Here is a 15,929-nt window from a genome sequence, read left to right as displayed (position 1 = left end):
GTCTTCTCATCATGGGAAGACGACCTGGGCGATAACTGACTGGATAACAAGGTTTGCCGACGAATAGCTACCCGACCGGGTAGCTATTTTGTTTGCTGCGTGACCGGATAGCGACCCGACCTTGCCGGGTAACCCGCTTACTGGCCGCCGGCAGGCTTGCGCGGCGGGCGACGACGGGCGGATTGCCCTTCCGGGCGCTGTCCGGCCGGGCGCGCTGCGCCATCACGACGCGGCTGATGAGGACGGTCGCCCTGCGGGCGTCCGGATGCGCGTTCGCCTTGCGGACGATCGCCCTGACGCGGCGCACCGCCGCCGCGACCACCGCGCCCGCCCTGCCGGCCGTTCTGGATCGGTTCGGCCTTGATCGTTGGGTCCGGCTCATAACCCGGAATCTCCATCCGCGGGATTTCCCGCTTCAGCAGACGCTCGATATCACGCAGCAGTTTGTGTTCATCGACGCACACCAGCGACAACGCCTCGCCAGTCGATGCCGCCCGGCCGGTACGGCCGATACGGTGCACGTAATCTTCCGGCACATTCGGCAGCTCGTAGTTCACCACATGCGGCAACTGGTCGATATCCAGCCCACGGGCGGCGATGTCGGTCGCCACCAGCACGCGGATGTCGCCGTCTTTGAAATTAGCCAGCGCACGGGTACGCGCCCCCTGGCTCTTGTTGCCGTGGATAGCGGCGGCGGTGATGCCGTCTTTATTCAGTTGTTCCGCCAGATGGTTGGCGCCGTGCTTGGTGCGGGTAAACACCAGCACCTGCTGCCAGTTGTGTTTGCCGATCAGGAGCGACAGCAGTTCGCGCTTGCGTTTCTTGTCCACGAAATGCACGTGCTGCGTCACCAGTTCGGACGGCGTATTGCGGCGCACCACTTCCACCGATGCCGGATTGGTGAGCAGCTTCCCGGCCAGTTCCTTGATCTCGTCGGAGAAGGTGGCGGAAAACAGCAGGTTCTGACGTTTGGGCGGCAGCTTCGCCAGCACCCGGCGGATGTCGTGGATAAAGCCCATATCCAGCATACGGTCGGCTTCATCCAGCACCAGAATTTCCACCTGCGACAGGTCGACCGCGTTCTGGTGCTCCAGATCCAACAGACGGCCCGGCGTGGCAATCAGAATATCGACGCCGCCGCGCAGCTTCATCATCTGCGGGTTAATGCTGACGCCGCCGAACACCACCAGCGAACGCAGACGCAGGTATTTGCTGTACGCCAGCACGTTTTCGCCGATCTGCGCCGCCAGTTCGCGGGTCGGCGTCAGGATCAACGCCCGCACCGGACGGCGGCCTTTCGCCTGCGACGGACGGTGGCTCAGCAATTGCAGCAGCGGCAGGGTGAAGCCGGCGGTTTTGCCGGTACCCGTCTGGGCGCTGGCCATCAGGTCGCGCCCTTCCAGCACCACCGGAATCGCCTGACGCTGAACCGGCGTCGGCTCACGGTAGCCCTGTTCTTCCACAGCGCGCAAAATATCGGCACTCAGGCCGAGAGATTCAAAAGACATAACGAGAACAACTCCAGATTCACCCTACCCGGCATCCGCCGGTGCAGTTTTCAGGGTGACAACAGATGGGTTCAGCGCCGCGTCGGCGTACACGCCTTACAACGCTGACTCCAGATGAATGGGCACAAACTACGGTGCGTGACTGCGCGCGATTGTAACAGAAAATCGCTTGTTTGAGGAATTTTTATCTGTCGATCACATTTTATCCTCCGCATTCTGCGCAAAATGGCCGTGCTCTTCATGGATATCAATCGTTTACTGATTAAAAAGCCGGTTCTCTCCTGCCACGGCAGCGCATATCCGCGCTGAATCAGCACGCCGTCAGTCAGAACACGGCAATCTGTTGAATATCGGATTATTCTTAAGTGATGTCGTCGTAATAGCGGGATCGGCAATAACACGAAGTCATATCGGGAGCGCTATGAATAAAAAAACAGGGGTATGGTTGGTGCTGGCGTTGTTCGCCGTCACCACCGCCGGCTACGGCTTGATGCACTACCGTAGCCAGCAGGATGCGCCGCTGACGCTGTACGGTAATGTGGATATCCGCAGCGTCAATTTGGGGTTCCGGGTCAGCGGACGCCTGACCGCTCTAAATGTGGATGAAGGGGAGGTTGTCCAGCCGGGGCAGTTGCTGGCCCGACTGGATAACGCGCCGCAGCAGAACGCGCTACGGCAGGAAAAAGCCAGCGTAGCCAGCGCGCAGGCGCAACTGGCGCTGCTGCGGGAAGGCTACCGCAGCGAGGAAATCGCCCAGGTGCGTTCGCAACTGGAGCAGGCGCAGGCCGCCTACGACTACGCCAACAGCTTCTACCAGCGCCAGCTTGGCCTGTGGAAGCAACACACCCTGGCCGCCAACGCGCTGGAAGACGCCCGTTCCACCCGCAATCAAACGCAGGCGACGTTGCAGGCGGCGCGGGAAAAGCTGAGCCAATATGAGCGCGGCAACCGGCCGCAGGAAATAGCCGCCGCCGAAGCATCGCTGGCGCAGGCGCAGGCCGCTGAAGCGCAGGCGCAACTCAGTCTGCAGGATACGCGCCTGTACGCGCCCTCTCCCGGCGTGATTCTGACCCGGGCCGCCGAAGCCGGCAGCATGCTGAGCGCCGGCAGCACCGTCTTTACCCTGTCGTTGACCCAGCCGGTATGGATTCGCGCCTACGTCAATGAAACCCAGTTGGGCCGCGCCGCGCCCGGGCGCGAGGTGCTGATCTACACCGACGGCCGCCCGAACCGCCCCTATCACGGCAGAATCGGCTTTGTGTCGCCCAGCGCCGAATTTACGCCGAAAAATGTCGAAACTACGGAGTTGCGCACCGACCTGGTGTACCGGCTGCGCATCATCGTCAGCGACGCGGACGACGGTCTGCGTCAGGGGATGCCGGTGACCCTCACGCTGGTGCAGGATCGGTCGCGCCATGACCAGTGACCCGCCGCTGATCCGCCTCGACGCGCTGGAAAAACGCTTCGACGGCATGACGAAACCGGCGCTGGCGCAGTTGAGCGCCGAGATTCGCGCCGGCGCGGTCACCGGGCTGGTGGGGCCGGACGGCGCCGGCAAGACCACGCTGATGCGCATGCTGGCCGGATTGCTGACGCCCAGCGCGGGCACGATTCGGGTGCTGGGGCTGGACCCGATCGCCGATGACCGCCAGTTACATGCCCGGCTCGGTTACATGCCGCAGAAATTCGGCCTGTACGAAGACCTCACCGTGATGGAAAACCTGACGCTGTACGCCGACCTGCGCGGCATCACCGGCGACATCCGGCGCGCCACCTTTGATCGGCTGTTGCAGTTTACCGACCTCACCCGCTTCACCACCCGGCTGGCGGGCAAACTCTCCGGCGGCATGAAGCAGAAACTGGGGCTGGCCTGCACCCTGCTGGGGCAGCCCGGCGTGTTGCTGTTGGATGAACCGGGGGTCGGCGTCGACCCGATCTCCCGCCGCGAACTGTGGCGGATGGTGCATGAACTGGCGGACGACGGCATGCTGATTCTGTGGAGCACCTCCTATCTGGACGAGGCCGAACAGTGCCGCGACGTGCTGCTGCTTAACGAAGGCGAATTGCTCTACCGGGGCGCCCCCGCCGACCTAACGCAGCGGATGGCGGGCCGCTGCCTGCTGCTCGACCAACCGGGCAGCAACCACCGCCGTCTACTGCAACAGGCGCTGCGTCAGCCGCAGGTGAGCGACGGCGTGATTCAGGGGCGCTACGTGCGGCTGATTCTGAAACCGCAGGCGGATCGCGCCGCGCTGCTGCACGCCCTCAAATTGCCGCCGGACAGCGTGCAGGACACCGCGCCGCGCTTTGAAGATGCGTTCATCGACCTGCTGGGCGGCGGGCCGAGCGCCACCTCGTCGCTGGCGGCTATTCTGCCGCAGTTGGACACTCACCGCGGGGAGACGGTGATCGAAGCGCGGAACCTGACCAAGAAATTCGGCGATTTCGCCGCCACCGACCGGGTGAATTTTCAGGTGCGCCGCGGTGAAATCTTCGGCCTGCTGGGGCCGAACGGCGCGGGGAAATCCACCACCTTTCGCATGATGTGCGGCCTGCTGACGCCGACCGAAGGTCAGGCGCTGGTGCTGGATATGGACCTCAAGACCCGTTCCGGCCGGGCGCGACAGCATCTCGGCTACATGGCGCAAAAATTTTCGCTGTACGGCAACCTGACCGTGGAACAAAACCTGCGCTTTTTCTCCGGCGTTTACGGCCTGCGCGGCCAGCATCAGCAGGATAAGGTGGACAGTATGGCGCAGGCGTTCAACTTTCATCCGATCTTCCAGCAAACGCCCGACGCGCTGCCGCTCGGTTTCCGCCAGCGGCTGGCGCTGGCCTGCGCGCTGATGCACGAACCGGACATCCTGTTTCTTGACGAGCCCACCTCCGGCGTCGACCCGTTTACCCGCCGGGAGTTCTGGCAACACATCAACGGCATGGTGGACAAAGGCGTGACGGTGATGGTCACCACCCATTTTATGGACGAAGCCGAATACTGCGACCGCATCGGGCTGGTGTACCGCGGCCGGCTCATCGCCAGCGGCACGCCGGATGACCTGAAACGTCAGGCCGCCAGCGACGACGCGCCGGAGCCGACCATGGAGCAGGCGTTCATCACGCTGGTGCAGGCCTATGATCAGGAGGCCGGCCATGTCACCACCAATTGACGATAAACGTTTTTCCTGGCGACGCTTACGCGCGCTGTGCCTGAAGGAAACCCGCCAGATCCTGCGCGACCCCAGCAGCGCGCTGATCGCTTTCGTCATCCCGCTGTTGTTGCTGTTCATCTTCGGCTACGGCATCAACCTCGACTCCAGCCGCCTGAACGTCGGCGTACTGATGGAGCAACACAGCGCCGAGGCCGATAGCCTGGCGCGCGCCTTTACCGGCTCGCCCTTTCTGTCCGTCACCCTCAGCGATAACCGCCCGGCGCTGATAGCACGGATGCAGGCCGGGCAGATTCGCGGTCTGGTGGTCATCCCGGCCGACTTCGCCAAACGGCTGGCGCACCCGCAGGATCGCGCGCCGATTCAGGTCATCACCGACGGCAGCGAGCCGAATACCGCGCAATTCGTGCAGGGCTACGCTCAGGGGGTGTGGCAACTCTGGCAGCAGCAATACGCGCAGGACCACGGCGGCCGCTATCAACCGCTGATTGAGGTGCAGACCCGCTACTGGTTCAACGCCGCCGCCATCAGCCGGCATTTCATCATTCCCGGCGCCATTACCATCATCATGACAGTGATCGGCGCGATCCTGACCTCGCTGGTGATCGCCCGCGAGTGGGAACGCGGCACCATGGAAGCGCTGCTTTCAACGCAGGTCACCCGCGCCGAACTGCTGCTCACCAAATTGCTCCCCTATTACGTGCTGGGGATGATCGCTATGGCCCTGTGCGTAGTAGTGGCGGTGTTTGTGCTGGGGGTGCCTTATCGCGGCTCGCTGTGGCTGCTGTTCGGCCTGAGCAGCCTGTTTCTCGCCAGTACGCTGGGGATGGGGTTGCTGATTTCCACCCTGACCCGTAATCAGTTCAACGCGGCGATGGTGGCGCTCAACGCCGCCTTTCTGCCGGCGGTAATGCTGTCCGGGTTTATTTTCGAAATCCACAGCATGCCGGTGCCGGTACAGGCGGTGTCGTACCTGATCCCCGCCCGCTATTTCGTCAGCACGCTGCAAACCCTGTTTCTGGCCGGGAATATCGGTAGCGTGCTGCTGATGAACCTGCTGTTTTTAATGACGTCCGCGGTGTTTTTCATCGGCCTGACCGCCTGGAAAACCCGCCGCCGACTGGATTAGGTGCGGTAATTCATCCACCGGGCCGTGCCGGATGTATGCCGGCACGCTGATGAGGGAAAAGAGTATGTTGCATCGTCTGTGGACGCTGATCCGCAAAGAGCTTCAGTCATTGCTGCGCGAGCCGCAAACCCGCGCCATTCTGGTGTTGCCGGTGCTGCTGCAGGTGTTACTGTTCCCGTTCGCCGCCACGCTGGACGTCACCGACGCCACGCTCGCCATTTACAGCGAAGACAACGGCCCGGCTTCGGTGGAGCTGACGCAGCGTTTCGCCAGCGCCAGCGCCTTTTCTCGGGTCATCACCCTGCACAACCCGCAGGACATCGCGCCCACGATCGATAACCAGCGGGCGCTGCTGCTGGTGCGCTTCCCGCCCGATTTCTCGCGCCAGTTGGTCAGCGGCACGCCGACCAGCATCCAGCTTCTGCTCGATGGACGCCACTCCAACAGCGCCCAGATCGCCGCCCGCTATGTACAACAGATCGTGCAGGATTATCAGTTAGAGCAGTTGAACGATCCGGCGCTGACGCACCAGAGCAAGCTGGTGATTCGTCACTGGTACAACCCGAATCTGGACTACAAATGGTTCGTGGTGCCGTCGCTGGTGGCGCTGATCACCACCATTGGCGTGTTGATCGTCACCGCGCTGTCGGTGGCGCGCGAACGGGAACAGGGCACGCTGGAACAGCTGCTGGTTTCGCCGTTGTCCACCGGGCAGATCTTTGTCGGTAAGGCGGTGCCGGCGCTGATTGTCGCCACCGTTCAGGCCAGCATCGTGCTGGCGGCCGGCATCCTCGCCTACCGCATCCCGTTTTCCGGCTCGCTGCTGCTGTTCTACCTCAGCATGCTGGTGTACGGGCTGTCGCTGGTAGGGTTCGGGCTGCTGATTTCTTCGCTCTGTTCCACCCAGCAACAGGCGTTCATCGGCGTCTTTGTCTTCGTAATGCCCGCCATTCTGTTGTCCGGCTACGTGTCGCCCGTCGAGAATATGCCGTTATGGCTGCAACAGCTTACCTGGGTCAACCCGGTGCGCCATTTCACCGATATTACCAAACAGATATATCTGAAAAACGCCAGCCTGGCCGTGGTCTGGCGCGGGGTGTGGCCGCTGCTGGCAATCACCGCCACCACCGGCAGCGCCGCCTACGCCCTGTTTCGGCGCAAGATTGGCTAGGCTGGCGCAAACCGCCGGCGCCCGCCGTCAGCGACGCTTTGCCAAACACTGACTACACTGATTATTCAGCTACTTGGGAACGAGGGAAAACAATGGATACCGTCTCGCAACCGTCATTGGGGTTTTCTTTCACCGTGCTGACCATCAATACCCATAAAGGGTTCAGCGCACTGAACCGCCGCTTCATCCTGCCGGAACTGCGCGATGCCGTACGCTCGGTTTCCGCCGATATCGTCTGTCTGCAGGAAGTGCTGGGCCGCCATTCCACCCATCCGCTGCAGGTAGAACACTGGCCGGACACCTCGCACTACGAGTTTCTGGCGGAAACCATGTGGAACGATTACGCCTACGGGCGCAATGCGGTCTACCCGGAAGGCGAGCACGGCAACGCGGTGCTGTCGCGCTTTCCCATTTTCAGCTATCGCAATCTGGACGTATCGGTATCCGAAAAAGCCAAACGCGGCATCCTGCATTGCGTACTGAAAGTCCCCAACCGGGATTTACATATCCACATCGTGTGCGTACACATGGGGCTCACCGCCTCGCACCGGCGACAGCAAATGACATTATTGTGCGACCTGCTGGCGACGCTACCCGCCGAGGTGCCCCTGATCGTCGCCGGAGATTTCAATGACTGGCAGATGAAAGCCAGCGCCCTGCTGAAACGCAGCGCCGGTCTGGAAGAGGTATTCAGTCAGCATTTCGGTAAACCGGCACGGACCTTTCCGGCTCGCTTTCCATTGCTGCGCCTCGACCGCATCTATGTGCGCAACGCCCGAACCAGCGTACCGAAGTTGCTGCCGTCCAAACCCTGGTCGCACTTGTCCGATCATGCGCCGCTGGCGGTGGAGATTCATTTGTGAAAACCGAATGGCGCGACGGCAACCAAATTGAACTACTGGTGAATGGCGACGAATTCTATCCCAGCGTGTTTGACGCGATCCGTCAGGCCCGCAATCGGGTGGTGCTGGAAACCTTCATCTGGTTTGAGGACAAGGTCGGCTACGCGTTGCGGGAAGCGCTGATCGCGGCGGCGCAGCGCGGCGTCAGCGTGGATGCCACCGCCGACGGCTATGGTTCGCACGACCTGTCGCCCGCCTTTCTCGCACCGATGGTGGAAGCCGGCGTACGCTTCCATTTTTACGACCCGCGCCCACGCCTGTTCGGCCTGATGCGTACCAACCTGTTCCGGCGTCTGCACCGCAAGATCGTGGTGGTGGACAGCCACACCGCCTGGATAGGCGGCATCAACTACTCGGCCGACCACCTGAGCGACTACGGCCCGGAAGCCAAGCAGGATTACGCCGTTAAAGTGCGCGGCCCGGTAGTGGACGATATCTACCGGTTTGTGCTGGCGGCGCTGGCCCATGATGAGGAGCCGCGCATCTGGTGGCGGCGACGCTTTCGCCGCGCCGTGCGCAACCCCCACCCCGGTAACGCGCAGGCGCTGTTTGTCTGGCGCGACAACGGTCTGCACCGGCGCGACATCGAACGTCAATACCTGCTGATGCTGCGACGAGCCAAACGCGAGGTGGTGATCGCCAATGCCTATTTTTTCCCCGGCTATCGCCTGCTGCGGGCGATGCGCAAGGCCGCGCGACGAGATGTGCGGGTACGGTTGATCATTCAGGGACAGCCGGATATGCCGATCGTTCTGGTAGGCGCGCGTCTGCTCTATCCCTGGCTGGTGAAAGCCGGGGTGGACATTTATGAATACCGTCGTCAGCCGTTGCACGGCAAGGTCGCGTTGCAGGATGAATACTGGACCACCATTGGCTCCAGCAACCTGGATCCGCTCAGTCTGGCGCTCAACCTCGAAGCCAATCTGATCATCAATGACCGCGACTTCAACCAGCAACTGCGGGACAACCTGCACCAGCTTATTCGCGAAGACTGCGTACGGGTTGACCCTGCGCAACTACCGAAACGCTCGTACTGGCAGATGCTCAAAAACGTAGTGGTGTTCCATTTCCTGAAACGCTTCCCGTCGATGGTCGGCTGGTTGCCGGCGCACAGCCCGCAGTTAACCCAGGTGGGCCCCCCGCCGACGGATGACAGCGAAAAGAAATAACAAAACTCTAAGGCTGTCGACAAACAGCCGTGTTGTTTTGTGAACGGAGATGTATGTCTGGTCAGTGAATGGTTTCGTGCGGGATAAACGGTGTGGTTTCTTTGCCACTTCATAGCACGCACGACAAGGAGAGGTTCAAACGCCACCTCTCCTTGACCACTGGCTAGTGGCTAAACTGTGGCGCTACGCGCTACCTTCGGCATTCGACTTCGCTGTTCGGGCCGTCCGTGACGCGCTCCCGGCGCGGCACGGACTTTCGCCGCGTCCATGCGGCTCACCCGGCGAAGTCGCTTGCCTCAGCACAGTTTTAACGCCGGAAAGCCCCATTATCTGTAACTAAGAAGGGTTGCCAGTAATCTGCAACACCCTCACCGACGACTGCCGAACAAACGCAGCAGCATCAGGAACAGGTTGATGAAATCGAGATACAGGGTCAGCGCGCCCATGATCGAGTACTTGCGGAAACTGTCCCGGTCATCGACCGACAGCTCTTCACCGATGTTTTTCAGTTTCTGCGTGTCGTAAGCGGTCAGGCCGACAAACACCAGCACCCCGATGTAGGTGATGGCAAGCTGCAACCCTTCGCTTTTCAGCCAGAAATTCACCAGCGTGGCCAGCAGAATACCGATCAGCGCCATGAACAGCATGCTGCCCATGCCGGTCAGGTCGCGTTTGGTGACATAGCCGTACAGGCTCATGGCGCCGAACATACCGGCGGTAATCACAAAGGTGCTGGCGATGGATTCGCCGGAGTAGACGATGAAAATACTGGAAAGCGTCAGGCCGGTCAGCGCGGAATAGAGCATAAACAGCGTGGTGGCGACGCCGCCGCTCAGGCGGTGCACCATGCCGGACAGCACAAACACCAGTCCCAGTTGGGCAATCACCAGCCCAAAGAAGGTGATCTTGCTGGAGAACACCATCTGCAACACCGCCGGGGTGTTAGCGGCATACCAGGCAACAAACGCGGTCAGCAACAGACCGCAGGTCATCCAGCCATAGACCTGCGCCATATAAGTTTGCAGACCGGTGCCGGCCTGCTGGACGATGGAACCGTTAGAACGTGGAAATCGATCCATGATGCAACCTTTGCATTGAGTGAAACAGAACGGGCTTACGCCCACCTGTTTTTCAGCTTAACACAAAATGCTACACGCAACGGATAACGCTTCCTCAACGGTCATCGCAATTTATGCAGGCTATGCGCCCGCACGGCGCGTGACCACGGCCAGCGCTCCACAGTGAAGGCGGCCGCCGGAACTAATCCAGTCGATGCGCCCGCCCGGCTACCGTCAGATTGACGCCGCAACCGATGACGATATCTTCCCGGCTGACGCTTTTCAGTTCGATCATCTGCGAGCTGTTGGTCATTCGCAGGCGCAGCGTGGACACGAATCCGGCAAACTCGATGTTCGCCACCACCGCCTGCGGCGCCGCCGACGGCTCGGCCAGCGAGAGCTGAATCTGCTCCGGTCGCAGCATGATGCGTGCGGCGCCGGCGGACTGATTATCGTCAACCGCGATGTCGCCCAGCGCGCACGCGGCGCGCCCGTCTTTCAGTTGCGCCGACAGCACCAGCGTGTCGCCAAGAAACGCGGCGGCGGCTTCATCCACCGGGCGCAGATACAACGACTGCGGCGATCCCACCTGCACCAGCCGCCCTTGCCGCATGACGGCCACCTGATCGGCAAACGACAACGCCTCCGCCTGATCGTGAGTCACCAGAATCGACGCCACGCCCGCCTCCGCCAGCAGGGCGGAAACCGCCTGACGGGTCGCGGCGCGCAGGCCAGTATCCAGCGCCGAGAAAGGTTCATCCAACAGCATCAGCGTCGGGCGCTGAGACAACGCGCGCGCCAGCGCCACCCGCTGCTGCTGGCCGCCGGATAATTCATGCGGCCACAGTGACGCCAGCCGCGAGTCCAGCGACACCATCGCCATCAGTTCATCGATGCGTCGCTGTTTATCCTGTTTACTGCCCTCAAGCCCAAAACCGATGTTCTGCGCCACGGTAAAGTGCGGAAACAGCGCGCCGTCCTGCGGTACAAAGCCGATGCCGCGCTGATGCGCCGGCACCCACTGGTGCGCATCCGCCACGACGCGCGTTTGCAGACGCACGGTGCCGCTATCCGGCGCTTCGAAACCGGCAATAATACGCAGCAACGTCGTCTTACCGGAACCGGAGGGGCCGACAATCGCGGTACGGCTGCCCGGCGCAACCTGCAAGTCGATTCCGTCCAGCACCGTGACGGCATTGAAAGATTTGCCGATGCCATAAAGTTCAAGCGTATTCATAAACCTGCCGTACGTTTCGATTGAGAATAGAGCAACCAGGTCAGCGGGAGCGACAGCACGACCATAATCAGCGCGTAGGGCGCCGCCGCCATATAGTCGATTTCACTGGTTAACGCCCAAAAGCCGGTCGCCAGCGTGCGGGTGCCGTTCGGCGCCAGCAACAGCGTGGCGGTTAATTCGTTGGTGACGGCGAGAAACACCATCGCCGCCCCGGCCGCTGCGCCCGGCGCCGCCAGCCGCAGCGTGATGCGCCACAACGCCCGTCCGGGCGAACATCCCAGACTGCGCGCGGCGTTTTCCAGTTCCACCGGCGCCTGCGCAATGCCGGCGCGCAGGTTAATCAGCGCTCGCGGCATAAACATCAGCACATAGGCCAGCAGCAGGGTGAATTCGGTCTGGTACAGCGGCCGCAGGGTATGAATGGTTACGGTGACCAGCGCCAGCGCCACCACAATGCCCGGCAACGCGCTGGTGATGTAATTACAGCCTTCCAGCAGGCGATACAGCCGCGACGGATGGCGCACCGACAGCCAGGCCATCGGAAACGCGCACAGCGTCACCAGCGCCGCGCCGCTGACGCCCAGCCACAACGTCTGGCGCAATGCGGGCCACAGTTCGTCGTTGCGCCACACCTCCATGCCGCCGAGCCACAGCCAGCGAGCGAGCGTCATCAGCGGTACGCCCAGCGCCAGCACGGTTAACGCCAGCGGCAACAAAACGCAAACCAGCGCCGCCGGCGACGACAGCCGCCAGGGCGTCAGGTTACGGGCGCTGCCGGAGCCGACGCGGGCATAGCGCGCGCGTCCGCGGGTCAGCGCTTCCAGCAACAGCAGCCCCAGACAGCACAACACCAGTACGCCCGCCAGCATGTTTGCCGCCAGACCGTTAAAGGTAGACTGGAACTGTTCGAAAATTGCGGTGGTGAAGGTATCGAAGCGAATCATGGCGTACAGGCCGTATTCCGCCAGCAGATGCAATGCAATCAGCAGCGAACCGCCCCACACCGCCAGCCGTAGCTGCGGCAACACCACGCGAAAAAAAACACGCCAGGGTCTGGCGCCCAGTGAGGTCGCCACATCTTCCAGGCTGGGATCAAGCCGGCGCAGCACCGCCGCCGCCGGCAGATAAATAAACGGGAAATAGGCGAGAACCGACAGGAACACGCCCGCCGCCAGGCCATGCATGCCGGGCAACAGGCTGATCCAGGCATAACTTTGAACAAAGGCCGGTACCGCCAGCGGCGCGGTCAACAACAGCGACCACGCGCGGCGCCCCGGCAACGTGGTACGCTCGGTCAGCCAGGCCAGCGCTACCCCGAGCAGCGTGCAGAGCGGCAGCGTCACCGCCACCAGCAATACGGTATTAAGCAGCAGTTCCCCGACCCGAGGCCGGAACACCAGCGCTTTTATCGTTTCCCAGTCGGTTTCAAGGGTGATACCCACCACGAAACCCAACGGCAGCAACGCCAGCAACGACAACAGCAAGGCCATCAGCGCCATGCCGCCGCCAGCAATCCGGTATGGCCGCGCCCCCGGTCGCACCGGGTGGGTCACACCGACGCCGGCGACTTTCCATTCCACATCGGCCATATGCCTTATTGTACTCCCGCCCTGCACTGACGCATTACAGCAGACCTGCTTCGGTCATCAGCTCAACCACTTTCTTGCCGTTAAGTTTGGCGGCGTCCACTTTCGGCGCCTGCAGGTCTTTCAGCGGCACCAGTTTCGGGTTGGACTCGGCATTCACGCCCACCGCGTATTCAAAGGCGGTGTTGGTACGCAGCACTTCCTGACCTTTCTTACCGGTGATCCACTTGACGAAAGCCTGAGCCTGTTGCTTATGCTTGCTGGAGGCCAGCACGCCGCCGCCGGAGATGCTGACGAACGCGCCCGGATCCTGATGTTTGAAGTAGTACAGACGGATATTTTTGCTGTTTTCGCCGGTTTTAGCGCCGTCGACAAACGGGTAGTAGTGGTAAATAACGCCGCTGTCGATCTGGCCGGCGTTCACCGCTTTCATCACCGTACTGTTGCCTTTATAAGCGGTGAAGTTGGTTTTCATCGCCTTCAGCCATTCCAGCGTCGCTTTCTCGCCTTTCAGCTCCAGCACCGCGCTGACGATCGCCTGGAAGTCGGCGCCGGACGGGGATGCGGCCCAGCGGCCTTTCCATTCCGGTTTAGCCAGGTCCATCAGCGACTTCGGCAGTTGCGCCTCGGTCAGTTTCTCCGGATTGTAGACAAACACCGTCGAGCGAGCGGCGATGCCGATCCAGCGACCGTGGGACGGACGATACTGCGGCTCCACCTGCGCCAGCGTATCGGCGTCCAGCGGCGCGAACAGGTTGGCGTTATCCACCAGCACCATCGACGGCGAGTTTTCCGTCAGGAACACGTCGGCCGGAGAGGCATTGCCTTCCTGCACCAGTTGGTTGCCCAATTCGCTGTCGCCGCCATTACGCAGCGTGACTTTAATGCCGGTGTCCTGAGTAAAACCATCTACCCACGATTTCACCAGGTTTTCGTGCTGCGCGTTGTAAATCACAATACCTTCATCTTCAGCCTGCGCGCCGAAGGAGAACCCCATCACCAGGGAAGACGCCAGCAGGGTGGCGGGGAACAGGGAAGCAATACGCCGTTTCATACCATTATCCTTTTCACTGTATGGCAATTAACTGTATGACAATAAAAGCGAATCAGGCGGAACATAACCGCCGGCTCATTATCGTAGCACTAAAATAGAAATAAAAATGATTCTTATTAATTGTTTCCTTAACACTATTTTAATGCAAAATTTATAATTCACTGCTTTTTATCGCTTTTTCTTCAACGGTGAAATTATTACGCTGAAAATCATACAGCGGCGGCAATCAATCCGCCGCCGTTGCCATTACCAACGCTCCGCCGCCTGCCGATCGCTATCGCGGGCGTCCACCCAGCGGTCGCCATCCGACGTCGCTTCCCGTTTCCAGAACGGCGCGCGCGTTTTGAGGTAATCCATGATGAATTGCGCCGCCTCGAACGAGGCATGGCGGTGGGCGCCGCTGACGCCGACAAAGACGATTTCGTCGCCGGGATAGAGCGCGCCGACGCGGTGAATCAGGCTCACGCGCTGAATCGGCCAACGCTGCCGCGCCGCGTCGACAATCTCCGTCAGCGCCTTTTCCGTCATACCCGGATAATGCTCCAGCGTCAGCGCGTTGACGTGATCGCCCAGATTATGATTGCGCACTTTGCCGGTGAACGTCACCACCGCGCCGTCCGCATCGCTCGCCGCCAGCCAGGCGTACTCGTCGCCCACGCTGAACGGCGCTTCCCCTACCTGAATACGCGTCTCCATCACTCAGCCTCCGGTTACCGGCGGGAAAAACGCCACTTCGTCGCCATCGGTCAGCGGGTGCGACATCGCCACCAGCGACTGATTCACCGCCGCCAGCAACTTACCGTCTTCCAGCGCCAACGCCCAGCGGTCGCTCCGCGCGCACAGCGCCTGTCGCAACGACGCCACGTCCCGATATTCCGCCGACAGCGAGAGCCGATCGGTGCCGGTCAGTTCCCGCACCTGCGCAAAAAACAACACGGTAATCATGATGCCTCCGCCTTGAAATCACCGGATTTACCGCCGCTTTTCGCCAGCAACCGCACCGGGCCGATCACCATGTCCTTCTGCACCGCTTTACACATGTCGTAAATGGTCAGCGCCGCCACCGAGGCGGCGGTCAGCGCCTCCATTTCCACACCGGTCTTGCCGGTCAGCCGACACAGGGATTCAATCCGCACCCGGTTGTGCTCCGGCTGGGCTTCCAGCTCCACCGCCACTTTGCTCAACAATAGCGGATGGCACAGCGGGATCAGCTCCCAGGTACGCTTGGCGGCCTGGATACCGGCGATGCGCGCGGTGGCGAAGACATCGCCCTTGTGATGCCGCCCGTCGATGATCATCGACAGGGTCTGCGGCGCCATTTCCACAAAGGCTTCGGCGCGCGCCTCGCGCACCGTGTCCGCCTTGTCGGAAACATCCACCATCGCCGCTTCACCGGCTGCGTTAATGTGGGTCAGTTGTGACATAACAGCTTACTTTTTCAAATGGGGATAAAGGTTACAGGGTTTCTGGCGCGCATCCAGTTGCTCGCGGATAATGCGCTCCCAGGCGGTATGACAGGCTTTGGTCGACCCCGGCACGCCGAAAATCGCCGTCTGGTTAGCCAAACCGGCAATGGCGCGGGACTGAATGGTGGCGGTGCCGATCTCTTCGTACGACACCATGCGGAACAGTTCGCCAAACCCGTCGATTTCCCGGTCGAACAGCACCCGGACCGCCTCCGGCACCAGGTCGCCCGGCGTAAAACCGGTACCGCCGTTGATCAGGATAACCTGTACATCGTCGCTGGCTACCCAGGCGGAAACCTGCGCGCGGATCTGGTACAGGTTTTCGCTGACAATCGCGCTGCCCGCCAGTTGATGCCCATCATGCTGCAACGCTTCACGCAGATAATCGCCGGACGTATCGTCGGCGGCGGTGCGGCGCGACGACACCGTCATCACCGCCACGCACAGAGGAATAAATTCGCTGCTGACCTTGCTCATAAACA

The 15,929-nt window shown here is 61.3% G+C and carries 15 protein-coding genes; 6 read left to right on the top strand and 9 right to left on the bottom strand.

The window, feature by feature from the left end; genetic code table 11:
* Positions 1-137: 137 nt before the first annotated feature.
* Positions 138-1,508, bottom strand: coding sequence for an ATP-dependent RNA helicase RhlE (rhlE, locus tag CVE23_RS09105; RefSeq protein ID WP_038918712.1), 1,371 nt, complete (start codon positions 1,506-1,508; stop codon positions 138-140).
* A gap of 421 nt (positions 1,509-1,929) precedes the next feature.
* Between rhlE and hlyD the strand changes: the two genes are divergently transcribed.
* The 6 genes from hlyD to clsB all read left to right on the top strand — a co-directional run bounded on the left by hlyD (position 1,930) and on the right by clsB (position 9,046).
* Complete coding sequence (hlyD, locus tag CVE23_RS09100; RefSeq protein ID WP_100849369.1) at positions 1,930-2,934, top strand: secretion protein HlyD; 1,005 nt, start codon at positions 1,930-1,932, stop codon at positions 2,932-2,934.
* Positions 2,924-4,675, top strand: coding sequence for an ATP-binding cassette domain-containing protein (locus CVE23_RS09095; protein ID WP_100849368.1), 1,752 nt, complete (start codon positions 2,924-2,926; stop codon positions 4,673-4,675). The genes hlyD and CVE23_RS09095 overlap by 11 nt, the downstream gene beginning before the upstream one ends.
* Entirely contained in the window at positions 4,659-5,804 is a 1,146-nt protein-coding gene (locus tag CVE23_RS09090; RefSeq protein ID WP_049854315.1) for an ABC transporter permease, read from the top strand. Before CVE23_RS09095 ends, CVE23_RS09090 begins: the two co-directional genes overlap by 17 nt.
* A 64-nt stretch (positions 5,805-5,868) precedes the next feature.
* Complete coding sequence (locus CVE23_RS09085; RefSeq protein ID WP_100850444.1) at positions 5,869-6,975, top strand: ABC transporter permease; 1,107 nt, start codon at positions 5,869-5,871, stop codon at positions 6,973-6,975.
* Between the two features lie 92 nt (positions 6,976-7,067).
* The gene (locus CVE23_RS09080) at positions 7,068-7,838 is read left to right on the top strand and encodes an endonuclease/exonuclease/phosphatase family protein (protein WP_049854314.1); all 771 of its coding nucleotides are present in this window, start codon (positions 7,068-7,070) and stop codon (positions 7,836-7,838) included.
* Positions 7,835-9,046: a cardiolipin synthase ClsB gene (clsB, locus tag CVE23_RS09075; RefSeq protein WP_100849367.1), complete on the top strand. Its 1,212-nt coding sequence runs from the start codon at positions 7,835-7,837 to the stop codon at positions 9,044-9,046. Before CVE23_RS09080 ends, clsB begins: the two co-directional genes overlap by 4 nt.
* 368 nt (positions 9,047-9,414) lie before the next feature.
* Here the strand turns inward: clsB and CVE23_RS09065 are convergent, their stop codons facing one another.
* The 8 genes from CVE23_RS09065 to moaB form a co-directional block, all read right to left on the bottom strand.
* On the bottom strand, positions 9,415-10,125 hold the full coding sequence (locus CVE23_RS09065) for a Bax inhibitor-1/YccA family protein (protein WP_038918705.1): 711 nt from the start codon (positions 10,123-10,125) through the stop codon (positions 9,415-9,417).
* A 181-nt stretch (positions 10,126-10,306) separates the two neighbouring features.
* Complete coding sequence (locus tag CVE23_RS09060; RefSeq protein ID WP_100849366.1) at positions 10,307-11,341, bottom strand: ABC transporter ATP-binding protein; 1,035 nt, start codon at positions 11,339-11,341, stop codon at positions 10,307-10,309.
* Entirely contained in the window at positions 11,338-12,840 is a 1,503-nt protein-coding gene (locus CVE23_RS09055) for an ABC transporter permease (RefSeq protein WP_225622679.1), read from the bottom strand. The genes CVE23_RS09060 and CVE23_RS09055 overlap by 4 nt, the downstream gene beginning before the upstream one ends.
* 124 nt (positions 12,841-12,964) lie before the next feature.
* The gene (locus CVE23_RS09050) at positions 12,965-13,981 is read right to left on the bottom strand and encodes an iron ABC transporter substrate-binding protein (protein ID WP_038918703.1); all 1,017 of its coding nucleotides are present in this window, start codon (positions 13,979-13,981) and stop codon (positions 12,965-12,967) included.
* A gap of 246 nt (positions 13,982-14,227) precedes the next feature.
* A complete protein-coding gene (gene moaE / locus CVE23_RS09045; RefSeq protein ID WP_038918702.1) occupies positions 14,228-14,677 on the bottom strand; it encodes a molybdopterin synthase catalytic subunit MoaE in 450 nt (149 codons plus the stop codon).
* A gap of 3 nt (positions 14,678-14,680) precedes the next feature.
* Complete coding sequence (gene moaD, locus CVE23_RS09040; RefSeq protein WP_038918701.1) at positions 14,681-14,926, bottom strand: molybdopterin synthase sulfur carrier subunit; 246 nt, start codon at positions 14,924-14,926, stop codon at positions 14,681-14,683.
* Positions 14,923-15,405, bottom strand: a complete 483-nt coding sequence (moaC, locus tag CVE23_RS09035) for a cyclic pyranopterin monophosphate synthase MoaC (protein WP_038659837.1) — start codon at positions 15,403-15,405, stop codon at positions 14,923-14,925. Before moaC ends, moaD begins: the two co-directional genes overlap by 4 nt.
* A gap of 6 nt (positions 15,406-15,411) precedes the next feature.
* The gene (gene moaB / locus CVE23_RS09030; protein ID WP_100849364.1) at positions 15,412-15,924 is read right to left on the bottom strand and encodes a molybdenum cofactor biosynthesis protein B; all 513 of its coding nucleotides are present in this window, start codon (positions 15,922-15,924) and stop codon (positions 15,412-15,414) included.
* Between the last annotated feature and the right edge of the window lie 5 nt (positions 15,925-15,929).

Source organism: Dickeya fangzhongdai (assembly GCF_002812485.1).
Lineage (GTDB): Bacteria > Pseudomonadota > Gammaproteobacteria > Enterobacterales > Enterobacteriaceae > Dickeya > Dickeya fangzhongdai.
This window is presented reverse-complemented; position numbering and strand designations above follow the sequence as displayed.